The organism is Enterobacter sp. NFIX58 (assembly GCF_900110475.1).
GTDB lineage: Bacteria > Pseudomonadota > Gammaproteobacteria > Enterobacterales > Enterobacteriaceae > Enterobacter > Enterobacter quasiroggenkampii.
This window is the reverse complement of the sequence record NZ_FODW01000004.1, coordinates 86,284-104,305: the sequence shown is the minus strand read 5'-3', so window position 1 is coordinate 104,305 and position 18,022 is coordinate 86,284. Positions and strand designations below refer to the sequence as shown.

The window sequence follows — 18,022 nt, the reverse complement described above, 5'->3', positions numbered from 1 at the left end:
CCTACACTGGATATTATTATGGTCAAACCAACTGAACGTAGAGTGGGTTATGGCGTAGCGCTCGGCTACGGCGTAACCGATCTTTTTGGCGGAGGCGCTTTCGCCATTATCGGCACCTGGCTGTTATTTTTTTACACCACCTATTGCGGACTCTCAGTCATTGAAGCGGGATCAATATTCGCCATTGCCCGCGTGATTGATGCGCTATTAAGCCCGATAATGGGTTATATCACCGATAACTTCGGGGATACCTGGCTCGGGCGTAAATTTGGCCGTCGCCGCTTCTTTTTATTACTCAGTTCACCGCTCATGTTTTTGTATGCCCTGTTATGGCTGACGGACATGGGTTACTGGTACTACCTGGGCACCTACCTCTCTATTGAGCTGCTGTCGGCGATGGTGCTGGTTCCCTGGGAGACCCTGGCGGCTGAAATGACGAACCGGTATGAAGAGCGTAGCCGCCTGTCCGGCGTGCGGATGATCTGCTCCCAGCTGGGCGGTTTTCTTGCGGTATCCGTTCCCGGGGTGATTATGCAGTTCACGGGGAAAGATAATCCGTTTACCTATACCCTCACCGGGCTGATATTTTCCTGCGTGTTCTGCCTTGCGGTATTTATTACCTGGTACACCACCTGGGAAGCGAAGGATGTGCAGCAGGAATCCAGTTTTAAAGTGGATAATCAGCGCAGCGGCGGGCTACTGAATCACCTGAAATATCTGGTGCTGGATCTCTTTTCCTCCTTCCGTATCCGCGCGTTCCGCCTGCATATTATTATTTATATCTTTTCGTTCACGGCGATGGACGTGTTCGGTTCGGTGTTTACCTATTATGTCGTGTACTGTCTGAGCCAGGATGCGGCTGCGGTATCCGGGTGGCTGAGCATTGCGGCCTTCGCCTCGGTACCCGGCACGTATGGGTTTATGCTGTTGCTGAACCGACTGAACGTCACGCCGTCTGCCGCCCTGCGGCTCTCCTACGGCTGTATCTTCCTGGTGCTGGCCTTCCTGTTTACGGTCTACCTCACCAAAACGCAGGTACCGACGCTGCTGTTCTCCGCGGTCTTTATTCTGCTCGGTGCCGCCCGCTCTGGCCTCTACTATATTCCGTGGAATATCTACAGCTTCATTCCGGATATTGACGAGATGGTGACCCAGCAGCGCCGCGAAGGGATTTTTGCCGGGGTGATGGTCCTGACCCGCAAAAGCACCGTGGCGATTGCCATCATGATTATTGGCCTGGTGCTGCAGGAGTCCGGCTTTGTGAAGGGCAGCGGCGCGCAGCCTGAAAGCGCGCTGGGGGCGATTATCGGCCTGATGATCTTCGCAACGGCTGCTCTGCTGGCGGTAAGCTTCTTCACCACCTACAGGTTCAAGCTGACACGTGAGACGCACAAGCTGCTCCTCAAGGAGATTGCGCGCCGTAAGCTGGGTGGCGATTACCGCGACTGCGATGCCAGCACCCGCGTGGTGATCAAACAACTCACGGGCTATGAATACGATCAGGTATGGGGAGGCGATGCCACCCGTCGGGCGGTGGGCGATGTCCGCCTGTCTACCGTGAAATAACGCGATGTACCGGACAGCGCCCGCTGTCCGGTCTGTTTTATGCCAAAAATGTGACCTCTGGCAGATTTACATCTCTTTACGCTATACTACCCGCTGAAATAATCGGCTCAACGCTACGAGCTGATGTTCAATGTGTTTCCACACAAATGGTATCAACTCCCCTTCTGAGGATCTGGCGAGAAGCCGGATAAACTATGTTAAACAGTATTTTAGTAATACTTTGTCTGATTGCCGTCAGTGCATTTTTCTCGATATCCGAGATCTCGCTGGCCGCGTCCCGTAAAATCAAACTGAAGCTGCTTGCCGACGAAGGCAACATCAACGCCTCACGCATTCTCAAAATGCAGGAAAACCCCGGTACGTTCTTTACCGTGGTGCAAATTGGTCTGAACGCGGTCGCCATTCTCGGCGGTATCGTGGGCGATGCGGCGTTTTCCCCGGCGTTTTATAGCCTCTTTGCGCAGTACATGTCCGCCGAACTGGCCGAACAGCTGAGCTTTATCCTCTCCTTCTCGCTGGTGACCGGGCTGTTCATCCTCTTCGCCGACCTGACCCCGAAACGCATCGGTATGATTGCGCCAGAAGCTGTGGCTTTGCGTATCATCAACCCGATGCGCTTCTGCCTGTTCGTGTTCCGCCCGCTGGTGTGGTTCTTCAACGGCCTGGCAAACGTCATTTTCCGCATCTTTAAGCTACCGATGGTGCGTAAAGACGACATCACCTCTGACGATATTTATGCGGTCGTGGAAGCCGGCGCGCTGGCCGGGGTGCTGCGCAAGCAGGAACATGAGCTGATTGAGAACGTATTCGAACTGGAATCCCGTACCGTGCCCTCTTCCATGACGGGCCGTGAAAACATTATCTGGTTCGATTTACATGAAGATGAGCAGAGCCTGAAGAACAAAGTGGCGCAGCATCCGCACTCCAAGTTCCTGGTCTGTAATGAAGATATCGACCACATCATCGGTTACGTCGACTCCAAAGACCTGCTGAACCGCGTGCTGGCGAACCAGAGCCTGGCGCTGAACAGCGGCGTGCAGATCCGCAATACCCTGATTGTGCCGGACACCCTGACGCTCTCAGAAGCGCTGGAAAGTTTCAAAACCGCCGGGGAAGACTTCGCGGTGATCATGAACGAATACGCGCTGGTGGTGGGTATTATTACCCTCAACGACGTCATGACCACGCTGATGGGCGACCTGGTAGGCCAGGGGCTGGAAGAGCAGATTGTTCAGCGTGACGATAATTCATGGCTGATTGATGGCGGCACGCCGATTGAAGACGTGATGCGCGTGCTGGATATCGACGAGTTCCCGCAGTCCGGAAACTACGAGACCATCGGCGGCTTTATGATGTTTATGCTGCGTAAAATCCCGAAACGCACCGACTCGGTGAAGTTCTCCGGCTACAAGTTTGAGGTGGTGGATATTGATAACTACCGCATCGACCAGCTGCTGGTGACGCGTATCGACAACAAACCGACCGTACTGGTGCCGAAGCTGCCGGATGCGGAAGAGAAGGTGTCGGCGTAACGTTCCTGCCTCCCACAAACATCAACGGCTCCCATCGGGAGCCGTCTTTTTATCTACTACTACTGCATAGCACGTTGGTTAAGCCATCTCAGTTTGCAGACGCATAACCTGACGGTTGACTTCGGACATCACAGACAGGTGCTGTTTGTCCTTCACTTTTGGGACAAGGATTTTGCCCTTATCAAACTCAAAAGCGCCAACATCCTTGATGTACAACCGTCCACGGAACAGGATCTTCACGTACTTCGCCACCTGAAGCGGGTTGTAGCGTTGGAAAATTTTCATTCTTGTATCTCCTGCGAATCATACGCTCTTGCGGTGCCACAATCGGCCCGACTGTCCTGAGCGCAAATTTTAATGCCCAATGACTATAGACCAGAACTACGGTGTTACCCAGTGTGCATAAGTTTATTTACCGTTTGATTACAATTATTCAGAATAATCTTTGCAAAGCGTGACTGAGCGCAGTATAAGCCGTCGTTTTTTCATGGATATGTGCGTTCACCCGCAAACTGGCATCGGGATTGCGGGAAAACCACATTGATCGCACTTATCATTAAAAGCGTATGACCAAGTGGTCGGATCACCTGCAAACAATAAGGAAACGCCATGACCCTACGTAATATCCTTGCAGCAGCCTGCCTGCTGCTGCCCCTGTGGGCGAGTGCTCACAACATTGAAAAAGGACAACGTGTACCGCCAGTCGGCATTGCTGACCGGGGAGAATTGATTCTCGACAATGATAAGTTTAGCTACAAAGCCTGGAATAGCGCGCAGCTCGCGGGCAAAGTGAGAGTTGTACAACATATTGCCGGTCGTACATCTGCAAAAGAGAAAAATGCCAGCCTGGTGGAAGCGATCAAGGCCGCAAAATTCCCACACGACCGCTACCAGACCACCACGATCGTGAATACCGATGACGCCATTCCGGGTTCCGGGATGTTTGTGCGCTCAAGCCTTGAGAGCAATAAAAAGCTCTACCCGTGGTCGCAGTTTATCGTCGACAGCAACGGCGTCACCCGTAAGGCCTGGCAGCTGGAGGAAGAGAGCTCCGCGATTATCGTGCTGGATAAAGAAGGTCGCGTGCAGTGGGTGAAAGACGGGGCGCTGACCCAGGAAGAGGTGCAGCAGGTGGTCGACCTGCTGCATAAGCTGCTGGCTCAATAAATAGAGACGCGGAAGCCGGGGTTGAGGAAGGATTCGCGCGGGGTGTAGTCCAGCGGCTTGCCCTGCCAGTCATGAACATGCGCCCCGGCGGCCGCAGCAACCGCATGCCCCGCGGCGGTATCCCAGACGTTCGTCGGTCCAAAGCGGGGATAGAGCTGAGCCTGTCCTTCCGCCACCAGGCAGAATTTCAGCGATGAGCCAATCGAGGTGGTCTGGTGTTCACCCAGCTGCTGCAGGTACTCCTGCAGCTCGCTGTCGCTGTGCGAGCGGCTAATCACCACCAGCGGCGGACGCGCATCGCGCACCTGGATCTGCTTGCGCACGCCGCACTCTTCTTTCCACGCCTTCCCTTCTGCAGCACTGTACATCACCTTCATGACCGGCGCGTAGACCACACCCAGCACCGCTTTACCCTTCTCAATCAGGGCGATATTGACGGTGAATTCACCGTTGCGCTTGATGAACTCTTTTGTCCCGTCCAGGGGGTCCACCAGCCAGTATCGCTGCCAGTGCTGGCGTTCGTCCCAGCTTTGCGGCGCTTCTTCTGACAGGACGGGGATGTCCGGCGTTAAGGCCTGTAACCCTTTCAGGATCACCTTATGCGCCGCGATATCTGCCGCCGTGACCGGAGAGTCGTCCGCTTTGCTGACGACCTCCATAGGTTTAATACCGTCATACACCTGCATGATGGCATCTCCCGCATCCCGTGCGAGCTGACAAATTTTATCTAGCATTTTCCACCTCTTTGTTAACGCAGTGAGGTTAACTCTTTGTTTTAGTTATATCGTAATGTGAACAATTCCGCTATCTGTGAAGCAATTCCGGTTTCAGGTTACATTTTTCTGTCAGGATTCACATTTCTGTAAGCAACAAGCTATAGATACATACTCTTTTGTGGTCTGCATCGAAAAAAGGACTCCTCTGATGATTAAGTTTAGTGCAACGCTTCTGGCGACGCTGATTGCAGCGAGCGTTCAGGCGGCGACGGTAGATCTGCGTATTCTGGAAACGACCGATCTGCACAGCAACATGATGGACTTCGATTACTACAAAGATACCCCGACGGAAAAATTCGGACTGGTACGCACGGCAAGTTTGATCAATGCCGCACGTGGCGAAGTGAAAAATAGCGTGCTGGTCGATAACGGCGATCTCATTCAGGGCAGTCCGCTCGGGGATTACATGGCGACTAAGGGGCTGAAAAAAGGCGAGGTCCATCCTGTTTATAAAGCGATGAACACCCTGGACTATACCGTGGGTAACCTTGGCAACCATGAATTCAACTACGGTCTGACATACCTGCACGATGCCCTGGCAGGTGCAAAATTCCCGTACGTTAACGCCAATATCATCGACGTTAAGACCCAAAAACCGCTCTTTACCCCTTACCTGATTAAAGAGACCGAGGTTGTCGATCGGGACGGGAAAAAGCAGACGCTGAACATCGGCTATATTGGTTTTGTCCCGCCGCAGATCATGACGTGGGATAAGGCCAACCTCGACGGTAAGGTGACCGTTAACGACATCACCGAAACCGCGCGCAAATACGTGCCGGAAATGCGTGAGAAAGGCGCCGATCTGGTGGTCGTTGTCGCCCACTCGGGTCTCTCCGCCGACCCGTACCAGGCCATGGCAGAAAACTCCGTTTACTACCTGAGTGAGGTTCCGGGCGTCGATGCGATCCTGTTCGGCCACGCCCACGCGGTCTTCCCGGGCAAAGACTTCGCCAGCATCAAAGGGGCGGATATCGGGAAAGGCACGCTCAACGGCGTGCCGTCGGTGATGCCGGGCATGTGGGGTGACCATCTTGGCGTGGTGGATCTGGTGCTGAATAACGACGGCGACCGCTGGAAGGTGACGCAGTCAAAAGCCGAAGCGCGTCCGATCTACGACGCGGCAGCAAAAAAATCACTGGCGGCGGAAGATAAAAAACTGGTCGACGTGCTGAAGCACGATCACGACGCCACGCGCGAATTCGTCAGCAAGCCGATCGGTAAATCCGCCGACAACATGTACAGCTTCCTGGCGCTGGTGCAGGACGATCCGACCGTCCAGGTCGTCAACATGGCGCAGAAAGCCTATGCCGAACACTTTGTGCAGGGCGATCCGGATCTGGCGAAGCTGCCGGTCCTGTCCGCCGCTGCGCCATTCAAAGTGGGCGGACGTAAGAATGACCCGGCAAGCTATGTTGAGGTCGAAAAGGGCCAGCTCACCTTCCGTAATGCCGCCGATCTCTATCTCTATCCGAATACGCTGGTAGTGGTTAAAGCCACAGGGAAAGAGGTAAAGGAGTGGCTGGAGTGTTCTGCCGGACAGTTTAACCAGATTGACCCGCGCAGCAGCAAGCCGCAGTCGCTGATTAACTGGGACGGCTTCCGCACCTACAACTTCGACGTGATCGACGGCGTGAACTACCAGATTGACGTCACCCAACCGGCGAAATATGACGGTGAGTGTCAGGCGATCAACCCGCAGGCGGAGCGCATTAAAAACCTGACCTTCAACGGCAAGGCGATCGATCCGAATGCCACTTTCCTGGTGGTGACCAATAACTACCGTGCCTACGGCGGTAAGTTTGCCGGTACTGGAGATGGACACATCGCCTTTGCCTCGCCGGACGAGAACCGCTCTGTGCTGGCGGCGTGGATCAGCGCCGAGTCGAAAAAGGCCGGCGAAATTCATCCGGCGGTGGATAACAACTGGCGTCTGGCGCCGATCCACAGCGATACGCCGCTGGATATCCGTTTTGAAACGTCACCGTCCGACAAGGCAGCCGCGTTTATCAAGGAGAAGGCGCAATATCCGATGAAACAGGTCGCGACGGATGATATCGGGTTCGCGATTTATCAGGTGGATTTGAGCAAGTAGCGGCGATTGTGCCGGGTGGCGCTTGCTTACCCGGCCTACGGGATGAAAGAGTACGGGTAGGCCGGGTAAGGCGAAGCCGCCACCCGGCTTTTACGCCGCACGATCGTCCCTGTTCGCCATCACCTTCGGCGTATTCACCTCAATCCAGTCCGCCAGCGCGGCGACTTTTTCGCTGACCTCGATCCCCATCGGCGTCAGGCTATACTCTACGTGCGGCGGCACGACCGGATACGATACGCGATCGACAAACCCGTCCTGCTCCAGCGCCTGAAGCGACTGGGACAGCATCTTTTCGCTCACCCCGCCCATTTTACGGCGCAGATCGCTAAAGCGATGCGTCCCCTGGCGCAGCGCCAGCAGAATCAGTACCCCCCAGCGGCTGGTCACGTGTTTGAGCACCTCTCGTGAAGGGCACTGTTCCGCGAAAAGATTGCCATCGCGCATTTGTTCGCTGAGCGTCGGTATCGTTGTTTTCATACTTACCTTTTTGTACGTACTTACTAAAAGTTAGCTATGGTGCTAGTGTGCCACAACACAAGACAAACACGAAGGAGATGTGAAAAGACAATAAAGTTGTATATTAAGCGCCAAAGTTGTAAATCAACACGGCGGAAATGACACTAAAGTTGTATACTTAAATTTGAGTTAGGTACACTGCATGCATCTTACATAGTCTTTCGCGGTAATACTTATCATGAGTCGTCAACGAAGGCTTAGTTCCTACGAGGATTACGAAAAGGCACTGAGCAAAGGTGTAGGTTCAGGACAACTTCAGGATTACCAGCCCTGGCTTAGAGTTCAGGATGTAAAATCATATGGTAATCGTTCTGTGATTTTTGGTCTGAAAACCCAACGAAATCACCACTTCATGTCCTCTATTGAAAGCGATTTTTTCTATCAGGCTGAATTCAATGATTCCGTTATTGATATCCGCGAGCAATTCCCCCTACTGCCCCTTAATCTCACCGAACAGATAGCCGGGTACCTCGGAGTCAAGCATCCTCTCGTCAGGGGAATAAAAGGCCCTCCAGTTCTCTACGTGATGACGACCGACTTCCTTTTGACGATAAAAGACCCTGGCGGAGGCATTAAATACAAAGCCTTTGCGGTAAAACCTGACAGTCCCCCTACCCTTCGGATGGCAGAAAAATTAGAAATCGAACGGTTTTTCTGGGCTCTGCATGATATTGAATTTAAGGTTTACGTTGGGTCTGAACTTAACAGGATAAGAAGTAAAAATATTGCATGGACAACATCAGCCATAAGAATCGATGCGACACACTACGAACACCTGCCCTTCGATGACGTTATTCAGGCATTGCAGCCAGGTGACTATGCTTTAGAAGCCCTATGCTCGTCTCAGGCCCGGAGATTGAATCTCGAAGACAGCGACATCATGACCATCATTCAGATAGTTATCGCTAAAAAGTTCATTCAGGTTGATTTAACCACCCCCATTCCTGAACTCGGCGTTCTACGTGTGTTAAGTAACACATATCATCAGAAGGCGAATGAACGATGGGTATAACAAAAAACAGTGTCTGGGAAAGCAATAATTCTGTTGAGATGAAGCGTGGCTTATACCGGGTTTTGCACATTGATGTTGATCAGGATGCCATAATTCTGTTTGAGCTTCAGGAAAGACGGATAAGCAAACCCTTCATATTTTCATTCCAGCGGTTTTGCATCATGGCCAAAACGCGGACAGTCGTTTGCACCCGTTTCGTTCTTCCGGTGTACATGCTTGTTGATGAAGACGATATCGACCCACTAAGTAAAAGAAAACGGGATGAAAATTATCAGCTGATTTTGCCTCTCATCAACGATAACAAGTTCCTCTTTGAATACGCACTGTCAAAACGCTCACTGGCGCTGGTACGGTACGCATCTGACAAGGGGGTAAATTCACTTCGTATCCGAATGCTACTGGTTCTTTACTGGCGTTATGGTCAGAACATTTATAGTCTGCTCCCGGCCTACTCGAAAAGTGGTGCCCCCGGAAAAGAGCGTAAAACGACAGCCGTGCCTCTCGGCAGAAAGAAAAAAAATCGGGTTCTGTCAATGCAACGCGCCAGTACGTTTATAATGAGGGACACTGATAAAAAGAATATCCTTAAATCGCTCAGGAAGTACTATCTGAAAGTTAACGGATGCTCACTTGCTGAAACATATAAAAAATACACCAATGACTTTTTCAGGGACGAAACTGAAAGAGCCCGGCAGACAAACGAAGCCCCCCACATCCCGTCACCGCGGCAGTTTCAGTACTGGTCAAAAAAACTGATCACCACCGGAACGCGAATCCGCTCAAAATCTACCGAATCAAACTTCTTACAAAATCAGCGGGCCCGTACGGGTTCTGCAGCGAACACCAGCACGCTACCAGGAGACGTATTTGAAATCGACGCCACTGTCGCCGATGTGCATCTTGTCTCAGCTCTTAACAAAACAAGCGTGATTGGCCGACCTACCATTTATACGGTCGTGGACCGTGCAACAAGAATGATTACCGGCGTCCATGTCTCGCTGTACCATGCCTCATGGAGGGCAGCCAGACAGGCCCTGGCTAACTGCTTCATGCCCAAAAAGAATTTCTGCAAACTGTTCGGCATCAATATTTCTGAAAGGCAATGGCCATGCTCGCACATCCCGGTAAAGCTGATATGCGACAACGGAGAGATGATAGGTCTCCAGCCTCAGGATAAGGTCACCCCCATGACTACGCTTGAAATTGCGCCTGTCTACAGGGCTGACAGAAAAAGTGTGGTTGAGAGACGGTTCGGGATTTTGAATCAGAAGGCAATCCATCCCCTGCTGGGCTCCACCCGGGGCGGTAAAATTATCAAAGGAGAACCACTCCCGGCATCGCGAGCCTGTCTGACATTACAGGAGTTCACCAGGACAATAATTCTGGCTGTCCTTGAGCACAATCAGTCTATTTTTAAAGAACTGGCGTACATAAATCCTCTCCTGATCGAATATGACCTCGCGATGTCACCGCTGAACAGCTGGAAAATCAGTCTGAAAAAAAGCAGATTCAGTGCCCATACGATTAATGAAGATGAAGTCATTTCCCGGCTTTTGCCGCCGGAACAGGTCTGCATCACCCCCGGCGGATTACAGTACGGTAATCTATTTTATGAGTGTGACGATGACCTGGCATCAGCTGCGCGTGTGTTTGGTCAATCCCGTTGCGATGCCCGCATTGATGATAATTGCGTTGACCATATCTATGTGCGCCTTGATAAAAACAAACCGTTTTCAAAGCACCACCTACTTGAGAAACGCAACATATTTAAAGGGATGCCTCATCTTGAATCAGATGTGCTCGCCGACTGGATTGACCTGCAATATGAAAAATCACCCGTAACACCAGTTACCCACCTCGTGAATGATTATGCTGAGAAATTAAACGAGGCAGGCCTGCAGCGTCTCTATTCTCTCAGAGAACACAACAGAAGCCGGACGAAGAACATTTCCAAAAATAAAAAGGAGGAGCTCGGGAGAAACACTGATGCTCCGGAGCCTGAAACTCACAAACTTCCTCTGGCTACAGTTGATAACATCACTCTGCTTCCGGGTCCAAAAGAAAAAGAACGGTGGCTGGCAACGCAAAAAGGACGCAAGAACACTCAGGAAGATAAAAAATGAAAAAAGTCATTGCACAGTATCGTGAAGCAATTCTTCCTGAACACAGAGGTAACCCGTTAATCGAAGCATTACCCAGAGTGCTTGAGGAACAGGAAATTTTGCTGACTTTCAGCCATTTTCCTCCGCCTGATGAACATATCCGATGGAGTGGCTCAGCTTCTGTAAGGGGGCATTATGTTGACCGCATTAAAAATTTCCGTTGCCCCCAGACGTGCTACACAGAATGTTATAAATATCTGGAGAGGGTTATCCGGGACGGTTACGCCGCAAGAAATCCTCTAAGGAGCAGTACTCAGCAATACCTGCACTACTACGCGGATGAACGACCGGACATCGAGCCTGAGGACGGCTATTTTCATCCCAGTGCCGATACCGTAACCATCGTCGGGAACAGTGGTTCAGGCAAAACGACGATGCTGGAACAGGTGCTTGGTTATTTTCCTCAGGTTATCGAGCATACAGAGTACAAAGGCAATTTTCCCGGCGTCTCTCATCAAGTCATATGGATCAAGGTAAACTGTCCCTATAATGCCAGCGTCCGTGACCTCTGCGAATCCATCCTTGCGATGCTAGATAATGTTCTGGGTTTGGACACAACGAAACCTGCAACCCGAAACGGATCGCTGGCACGACAGATAGGTCAAAAGATTAAATCCTCTTTTCTGGGGGTTCTGGTTATTGATGAAATGCAACGGCTTAAATTCTCACGCACAGGAGGCGAAGCCACCCTGATTGACTTTCTGCACGAGATTGTTGATTCGCTGGGGGTATCACTTGTTTTTTGTGGCAATCACCCGTTTGAGGAAACACTTTCTAAAAAACTCAGGATAGCAAGAAGGGCTGAATCCGGCGGCTTTATGATAATCTCAGCGCCGGGCTACAATACCCCAGACTGGCAGTCTTTTATTACCTATCTCTGGCCGCTTCAGTGGACGAACGTCGAGACACCGTTAACAAGAGAACTGAACGAAGAGCTCTTTTTACTTTCCAGAGGCAATCTTTCCGTCGCACAGCTTATTTACAGAAGGGCGCAACTGCGCGTAATTGGCAGCGGTAATGAGGTCATCAATAAAGCCGTACTCCGGGCGGCCGTTCCGCCCCTGTCAGTCCGCGCAGAGGATTTCCCGGATTTTACAGCCATTTTTTCAGCCCCTGCTTCTGTTGCCGTTAAGCCTGACGCACACAATATAAATCCCATTTCAGAAGCGATAAATGACGACGGCAGCGAGCCAGCATACGTACTTGTTGCAGGAGATTTGAGCCGCCCCCAGCATACTGAGCTGTATGATAAGACGATGGATGTGCTCAAATCATTCGAGGATAAAATCGCCCGCATAGAATACCGTTCGGTATTCCGGAACCTTTCTGCAGAACAGGAAAATTTAGGACGCTTAGCTGCTTACGGCCTGCTGTGTACCGATCCTTCGCAGGAAGGACCGCTATAATGAAGATAGTCACAGGCATTTATGTGGTGCACCATGTATATTCTGCCCGCCCTGCCGGAGGAAACGCTTTTCAGCCGCTGCGTAAGAACGCGGAATGTTTATGGTCTGACGGCAGAGCATTTTTTTAGGGCTTTTCTCAACAACACCACGCGTTCTCTTCATCCGTCATTAACTACATCGCTGAACATCCTTTCTGAGCATACCGCAGAGACCGGGCCTGAGCTCTGGTTAAACCAGACGCTGATCCCGCTCTTTGCATGGGCTTTACCTGAGTACCGAACTGAGCTTAAGGACCTGACCGTTGCTGCCCCAAGGTTACATACGCTTTGTAAATTAAGCCGTTTTGCGGAGCATTACCCTGCAGTATTAAAGCACTGTCCGGTGTGCATACACTGTGATATCAGGAAATACGGTGTGGCATACTGGCACCGACAGCATCAGATAGCAGGCATAACATCCTGTCATCATCATCAGGTCAGACTAAATCATATTGCTGACTCCAGACTCTCTTCACTGCATCTGCACTTTCCTTACAACAGGGAAAAGACGATAACACTCGGTGGGCATTATGATTTTGAATTTGCGAGATTCACATCTTCTGCACTGAGTCTGATATGTCAGTCAGCGCCTGGCTTTGTCAGCCATAGTGAGTCACCGCTAATTTCAGGACTTTTTCACAGACTCTCAGTAGAAAATGCTCAGGCGCTCTTTGAGGAGATTAATCATCTGGCCTGCCGGTCAGAGAATACCTGTAACGCCCTCTTTCCTGTGCGGACAAATATGGTAAGCCAGTGGAAAGCGCTGCTTTACAGCCCTTCACCACAGCCACCTGCCAGAATCTTACTCCTGTTATATTGCCTTCATCAGTTAAATATCGGCTGATGCTATCCTGGAAACCGTCATCCGCAACTGCGTAGTGTGTCTGGCTTCAGTACTAACACCAACAGAAGACAGAATAAAATAAAAACAACATCAAATACAATGGGTTGCAAAAAACACAATCCATTAATCTCCTGCCTGAAAAAATCACACATCAATATATCCACAGAATTTAAAAAAAATAAAAAACCACCCGTTGCAAATGTTTCACCCCCAATAATTCGTAGACAGGCAACGGGTAATATGTAAATATTAAGATGCGTAAAAAATATTTTGATACAGTCAATAACATTCACCCGGAATAAAGAGGATGTCTAAATGTTATTAAGGACGGTCTATCAGCCAGATGAAACGCTGCACAGCTTCATCTTCAGAGTCTGTATGATCAACGGCGTCGAACAATTTGCCAATTTGACCGACAACAAGGGTAACTGGCGATTTAACTTAAAGCTCAGCACACAAATAAGAAACTTTTTTATGAGTTATAGCGACCGGGACATTCTTACGCTTGGTCGAAACTCCGGTTTAATCAAGAAAAATACGCATATCTTCGGTAATCCACTGGAATATATGTCAGTTATAAAAAATCTCTATTCGATTAAAGGAAGCTATAATATTTCCGGTAGTCATCCCGTTGGGTTCTGTATCGACTGCATCAGGGATTCGTTAAAGGTCAACGGATATGGCTATTTCAGGGCATCCTGGATGCTAAAATGGCTCAACATCTGCGATATTCATAAAAAATCCTTAACATTCTGCCCGGCACTACCGGTCAGACGCTCGCATGAACTAATTAAACAAATTTTGAGAGGAGAATATCCCATGGGAAGTTACAATTCCTATTACCATACCGGACTTATAGGAGAAACCCCACCTTTAAACTACGTATCGATAAATGATATTAGTTCCGGTGAATATAATAAACCAGATTACATACACATTGCTACCTGCCTGAAGAATGCAATCAGAGAATCGATAAAAAATACACCCGAATGTCATTTTTATATGTCATCTGTACTTGATTACTACCGAGACAGAAAGAGATGGAGGCCTTACCGACACTTTTATAATATGGAAGACTATGAGATTGCGGTTATGATAAAGGCTTCTTTTCGGGATAGATACTTTATATTCCTTGATTTCTGGCATAAAAATGCAAAAGCAATCACTCTTTATGGTGGTATATTTCAATACACGGAAGTGTCAGAAACGTTTTATATCTATAAGGGGATGAATCAATGCGGTTCATGTGACGACCTGGACTGTCCGGCAAAAGTCCAGCAAAACATCTTAAGCCCCGGGACGGATATTTCAGTTTAACTACTATAGACATAGCTCTCTCACAACATAAGTTAAATATCAAAATCTTACATAATTCTGTCAGATCAGGAGAGTATTTGGCGCAAGAAAACTCGCTTACATTATTTTACAAACTCCCGGACACCTGGCGGTATCCGATCATACAACTTCCCCATAGTCAGTTCTGCCAGCCGGTAATTGACAGCTGCATTAAAGGGCTCCAGCTCGTCGTCGGTCAGATCGTATTTGTTCTTGTCTGTCACTTTTCAAGCGTGTCTCTGGAAGTACGGCGTCTGAGGCGTAACAGCCATTCCTGTCTCGTCATGAAGTTTCTGCAATAGCATCGGGAAGAAGTCGTTTCACTTAAGCGGCATGCTTCAAAAATGTCTATAAGACAATACCGTGTTTTGACAGAATAGATCGGGAAGCGGTTAAATTCAGCCCGTTGTACTGAACATAATAGCTGATGCTCAGGCCAGACTTGCGGATATCGTCAGAAACCTTGCGGTACTGATCGTTCCACTTTTTTGGCATTTCCCTGAAATGCCGCTATCTTACAGACCACATTGTAGGGGGTAAGCCCCCAGCTTTTCGGCCAGCCATAACAGTTCAACATTCACTGCTTCGTCCGGTACGGATTCGAGGGCATCAGCAACATCATCCCGTTTTCTTCCCGTCATGGTTCGCCAGCATGCGGAAACGAGGGTCGGGCTGACGTTCCTGCTTTTATTACTTTCATTTCAATGCTGCCGAAACTGTGGACTTTTTCAAGCTTACGCGCACTTTCATGGCACCGATGGCGGCTACGGCCCGGTCCAGTTCCTCGCGCTCCCGGCGCGTAAGCAGGCTGTCCTCACAAACCAGGGCGTTCATATTCACTGATCAGCTTATTCAGTCTGGGTTCTGTTAATTTCATTCCTCTGCTCTCATTCCTTGTGTCTGGTGGTGATCAGTTCCGGCTCTCATTCTCCTCAAGCGAATCACCCTCTTTTATACGGCGTATGCCGCCGGCACCCGTCAGTTGCAGACAGGTTGTACCGTTCAGATAGATCACTTAAGACACTTTCCGGAGAGGTAATATTCATCACCGAGCGCTACAGAGGCCCTGGCTGCTCCTGACTTTCAGACGTCCCGAATGCTGTCTGAACATCTACGTTGAGGTCACAGCTCTGCACAGTAAAAAGCCGGCGTAAAATCCTTAACAAAGATATAGCCGCCCGGTTTCTGGGCATACACCTGAAAGCTGGTGCGGGCGCCATGCTCCGTGTAGAACGCGGGCAGGAGGTTTTTCAGTCCCTCAGGGCCGGCAGTATCCTGGAGCGAAATAGTGGTTTTTGTATTCTCAAGAAATACGCCATCATCGACACGTCTGTAGCTGAAAAATATATGCCTGCTGATGTGCGCAGATATTTTGTCGCCCTCACTCAGTATGCCGGACAATGTCGCCGTTCCTTCACTCCCGAGAAAGGAATATCTCAGGCGAACGGAGAGTAACTCATTCGATTTATGAACGTTAATGACCGCATCACATGTCATCGTAGCCGAGTGGAGCTCTTTCCACTGTCCCCAGTTATCCATTGCCAGCCAGGTAATGACTGAAAGCAGAGCAGCTGCTGTAAGCAATCCCGATTTTTTTACTCCAGATAATAATCTGATTCGCATTCATCCCCCGGTAAAAAATGTCCTGTACAGCGGATAACAGACATGCGCTTAACCGGATATACAGATGACAGATAGAGTGTTTCGCCTTCTTCGCAGTCGGGCGTATTGTGCGTTAAAAAATCCTTTAACTCCCCTTCATCCATTTTTGCCGGGTCTGTAAAAACACTGCATGTTTTAACCTTATAAGGGGTTTTCGTGTACTGGCTGAAATAGTTTTCACGTTTTATATTCTGACTCAGTGCAAACAGGGCAATACATACCAGAAACAGCACAGCATTCATCAGCATTAACCCGGACATTCTCTCTTTCCTTCCTGAGGTTATTTTATTTTCTGGTAACGCCTGCGCGTCAGTCGCCACTGTTTCATCGCTGTGATCCGTGAGCATATTTTCAGGACAAGCGGCCCCGGTAACATTATAAGCCACCCGCTTTATGTGTACCCCATTATCAATCCCCACACCTTTACCGTAATACGTCGCAATAAGATGGCTCCCGGCCCCCACCTTCTCAAGCCCCCGTCGGAGATTAAGCATATTCTGGTAAAAGGTATTGCTGCTTACGACCACGCCACGTTTACCCCATACCTTTTCTTTCATTTCTTTTCGGGAAACTATTCTGCCCTGTTCGTCTATCAGGATTTTAAAACATTCTGCAGCTGTGCTCAGGAGAGTAACCGTCTCACCGGTTTTTACATTCTGTAGCAGATGTTCATCAGGGAGAAAATTAATATCCTCCTCAATCTGATAAAGATTTCGTGTCGACTGCTCTCCATCCTCCTCCACTGACATGTTGTCCTCCTGTTAAATAAATGAAGGTAGCCTTCATTGCAAACCAGACCTTAAGATTAGTCGCAGGAAAATTCTTAATCAAGTGTGGTGCTATCCCTATGAAAAACGTGCCTTTTTAGCTTTTAATTAAGATTCTGAATCGTCATATTCAGCCTCACTGACAGTGTCATGGTTGTGAAAATGTTGCGTGATTGCAATGGGGCAAGTTTAGGCACGGTATTAAAGAATCTCCAATCTAACCCTAAGATTATTCTTTCATTATTTTAGGCTTAATCCGACAGGTAATATAAGAAAAATCCCGGAGCGGACTGCAGGAAGATTAATGCTTCAGTGGCGGTAGCCGGGAATGGATTGTACCGGCAGGTACGTTTATTTCTGTCTGTCCGTACCGTGGTACGGCATGGTAAAGGCTCTGCTTAATGAAGATGATCGTCATCAGTGATAATTTTTTTTATCGCAATGCGTTCACTGACGCCAGTAATGTTATTGCAGTATCTCCTGAATATGTCTTTATTGCAGATGAGAAAGGTAACGCAGATTTTTGCGAGGGCGCAGTCGTCATTATCAGCATTTCTGACAAGAGCATGATGACTGAAGTTCTGTCTGGCGTGATGAATAAGAAGGCGTTTGCCGTATTTATTGAGCCCGCGCACTGGCCGGCCAGAACCCGGATTTTTTATACCGGCAATATTTATATTCTTCCGGGCAGGATGGGCATGAAACAACTTATCAGCACCATAAGAAAGTGTCTGTCATGTACGGCGGGCGTATTCAGAATTAATCCCGACAGGGTCAGGGCATCGGAATGGAGCGCGATGCTTTATCTGATGAGCGGCATTTCCAATCGTCGTCTGGCACAAATGCTTAATACCTCCGAAAAAACGCTCAGCGGCAGGGTGAATTCCCTTGCCCTGAAAATGGGGTTGTCCGGCCTGAATAAGGCCACCCAGCTGAATGCGATGCATCTTTTTTACCTTATTTATACCTCGCGAAAATCAGCTGAGGAAAAGCACTATTACCGCAGGCAGCAGGCTTATATCACCGACTCCGTCAGAAGCTGGTCTGCCGCGGTTTAATTATTTACCGGAAGTGCCTTCAACAGAATCTGAATTTGATTATCTCCCGATAATCAGGTGTCCGCATGCTTACAGTGGCGTGCCTTTTA

16 protein-coding genes and 1 pseudogene are annotated in these 18,022 nt (G+C 49.4%); 10 read left to right on the top strand and 7 right to left on the bottom strand.

The features are described from left to right. The first annotated feature begins 18 nt into the window (after window positions 1-18). Entirely contained in the window at window positions 19-1,566 is a 1,548-nt protein-coding gene (locus tag BMW97_RS16835; protein ID WP_045908036.1) for an MFS transporter, read from the top strand. A 194-nt stretch (window positions 1,567-1,760) separates the two neighbouring features. Continuing rightward, window positions 1,761-3,098 (top strand): polyamine export protein PaeA, encoded by a 1,338-nt coding sequence (locus BMW97_RS16830; protein WP_045908035.1) that lies wholly within the window; start codon window positions 1,761-1,763, stop codon window positions 3,096-3,098. Between the two features lie 78 nt (window positions 3,099-3,176). Here the strand turns inward: BMW97_RS16830 and BMW97_RS16825 are convergent, their stop codons facing one another. Then, window positions 3,177-3,383 carry a DUF1107 domain-containing protein gene (locus BMW97_RS16825; RefSeq protein WP_008501430.1) on the bottom strand — a complete coding sequence of 69 codons (207 nt, stop codon included), beginning with the start codon at window positions 3,381-3,383 and terminating at the stop codon, window positions 3,177-3,179. 324 nt (window positions 3,384-3,707) lie between these two features. Here BMW97_RS16825 and BMW97_RS16820 point away from each other — a divergent pair, with 324 nt between their 5' ends. Next, window positions 3,708-4,265 carry a YtfJ family protein gene (locus BMW97_RS16820; protein ID WP_023617831.1) on the top strand — a complete coding sequence of 186 codons (558 nt, stop codon included), beginning with the start codon at window positions 3,708-3,710 and terminating at the stop codon, window positions 4,263-4,265. On the opposite strand, the gene cysQ is transcribed toward BMW97_RS16820, so the two are convergent. Beyond that, window positions 4,259-4,999, bottom strand: a complete 741-nt coding sequence (gene cysQ / locus BMW97_RS16815) for a 3'(2'),5'-bisphosphate nucleotidase CysQ (RefSeq protein WP_023617832.1) — start codon at window positions 4,997-4,999, stop codon at window positions 4,259-4,261. The two genes, BMW97_RS16820 and cysQ, sit on opposite strands and share 7 nt — an antisense overlap. A gap of 190 nt (window positions 5,000-5,189) precedes the next feature. Between cysQ and BMW97_RS16810 the strand changes: the two genes are divergently transcribed. Further along, entirely contained in the window at window positions 5,190-7,133 is a 1,944-nt protein-coding gene (locus BMW97_RS16810; RefSeq protein WP_045908034.1) for a bifunctional 2',3'-cyclic-nucleotide 2'-phosphodiesterase/3'-nucleotidase, read from the top strand. Window positions 7,134-7,223: 90 nt separating this feature from the next. Here BMW97_RS16810 and BMW97_RS16805 read toward each other — a convergent pair whose 3' ends face one another. Beyond that, window positions 7,224-7,610 (bottom strand): winged helix-turn-helix transcriptional regulator, encoded by a 387-nt coding sequence (locus tag BMW97_RS16805; protein ID WP_023331869.1) that lies wholly within the window; start codon window positions 7,608-7,610, stop codon window positions 7,224-7,226. A 217-nt stretch (window positions 7,611-7,827) separates the two neighbouring features. On the opposite strand from BMW97_RS16805, the gene BMW97_RS16800 reads away from it, so the two are divergent. The 5 genes from BMW97_RS16800 to BMW97_RS16780 all read left to right on the top strand — a co-directional run bounded on the left by BMW97_RS16800 (window position 7,828) and on the right by BMW97_RS16780 (window position 14,428). Continuing rightward, complete coding sequence (locus tag BMW97_RS16800; protein WP_090393026.1) at window positions 7,828-8,661, top strand: TnsA endonuclease N-terminal domain-containing protein; 834 nt, start codon at window positions 7,828-7,830, stop codon at window positions 8,659-8,661. Continuing rightward, window positions 8,652-10,784 (top strand): transposase, encoded by a 2,133-nt coding sequence (locus tag BMW97_RS16795; protein ID WP_090393024.1) that lies wholly within the window; start codon window positions 8,652-8,654, stop codon window positions 10,782-10,784. The genes BMW97_RS16800 and BMW97_RS16795 overlap by 10 nt, the downstream gene beginning before the upstream one ends. Continuing rightward, the gene (locus BMW97_RS16790; protein ID WP_090393022.1) at window positions 10,781-12,229 is read left to right on the top strand and encodes an AAA family ATPase; all 1,449 of its coding nucleotides are present in this window, start codon (window positions 10,781-10,783) and stop codon (window positions 12,227-12,229) included. Before BMW97_RS16795 ends, BMW97_RS16790 begins: the two co-directional genes overlap by 4 nt. 33 nt (window positions 12,230-12,262) lie before the next feature. After that, complete coding sequence (locus BMW97_RS16785) at window positions 12,263-13,111, top strand: TniQ family protein (protein WP_139177219.1); 849 nt, start codon at window positions 12,263-12,265, stop codon at window positions 13,109-13,111. Window positions 13,112-13,426: 315 nt separating this feature from the next. Then, on the top strand, window positions 13,427-14,428 hold the full coding sequence (locus BMW97_RS16780) for a TniQ family protein (protein WP_090393018.1): 1,002 nt from the start codon (window positions 13,427-13,429) through the stop codon (window positions 14,426-14,428). Window positions 14,429-14,529: 101 nt separating this feature from the next. Here the strand turns inward: BMW97_RS16780 and hha are convergent. From hha to BMW97_RS16760, 4 genes and pseudogenes are all read right to left on the bottom strand, one after another. Continuing rightward, window positions 14,530-14,732: pseudogene (gene hha / locus BMW97_RS16775) on the bottom strand (hemolysin expression modulator Hha). Window positions 14,733-14,961: 229 nt separating this feature from the next. Further along, window positions 14,962-15,087, bottom strand: coding sequence for a hypothetical protein (locus BMW97_RS24395; RefSeq protein WP_302846757.1), 126 nt, complete (start codon window positions 15,085-15,087; stop codon window positions 14,962-14,964). Window positions 15,088-15,568: 481 nt separating this feature from the next. Beyond that, window positions 15,569-16,069, bottom strand: a complete 501-nt coding sequence (locus BMW97_RS23940) for a hypothetical protein (RefSeq protein ID WP_139177217.1) — start codon at window positions 16,067-16,069, stop codon at window positions 15,569-15,571. Beyond that, window positions 16,042-16,857 (bottom strand): winged helix-turn-helix domain-containing protein, encoded by an 816-nt coding sequence (locus tag BMW97_RS16760; protein ID WP_090393014.1) that lies wholly within the window; start codon window positions 16,855-16,857, stop codon window positions 16,042-16,044. Before BMW97_RS16760 ends, BMW97_RS23940 begins: the two co-directional genes overlap by 28 nt. A gap of 419 nt (window positions 16,858-17,276) precedes the next feature. Between BMW97_RS16760 and BMW97_RS16755 the strand changes: the two genes are divergently transcribed. After that, a complete protein-coding gene (locus BMW97_RS16755) occupies window positions 17,277-17,933 on the top strand; it encodes a hypothetical protein (RefSeq protein ID WP_254783059.1) in 657 nt (218 codons plus the stop codon). Window positions 17,934-18,022 lie beyond the last annotated feature (89 nt).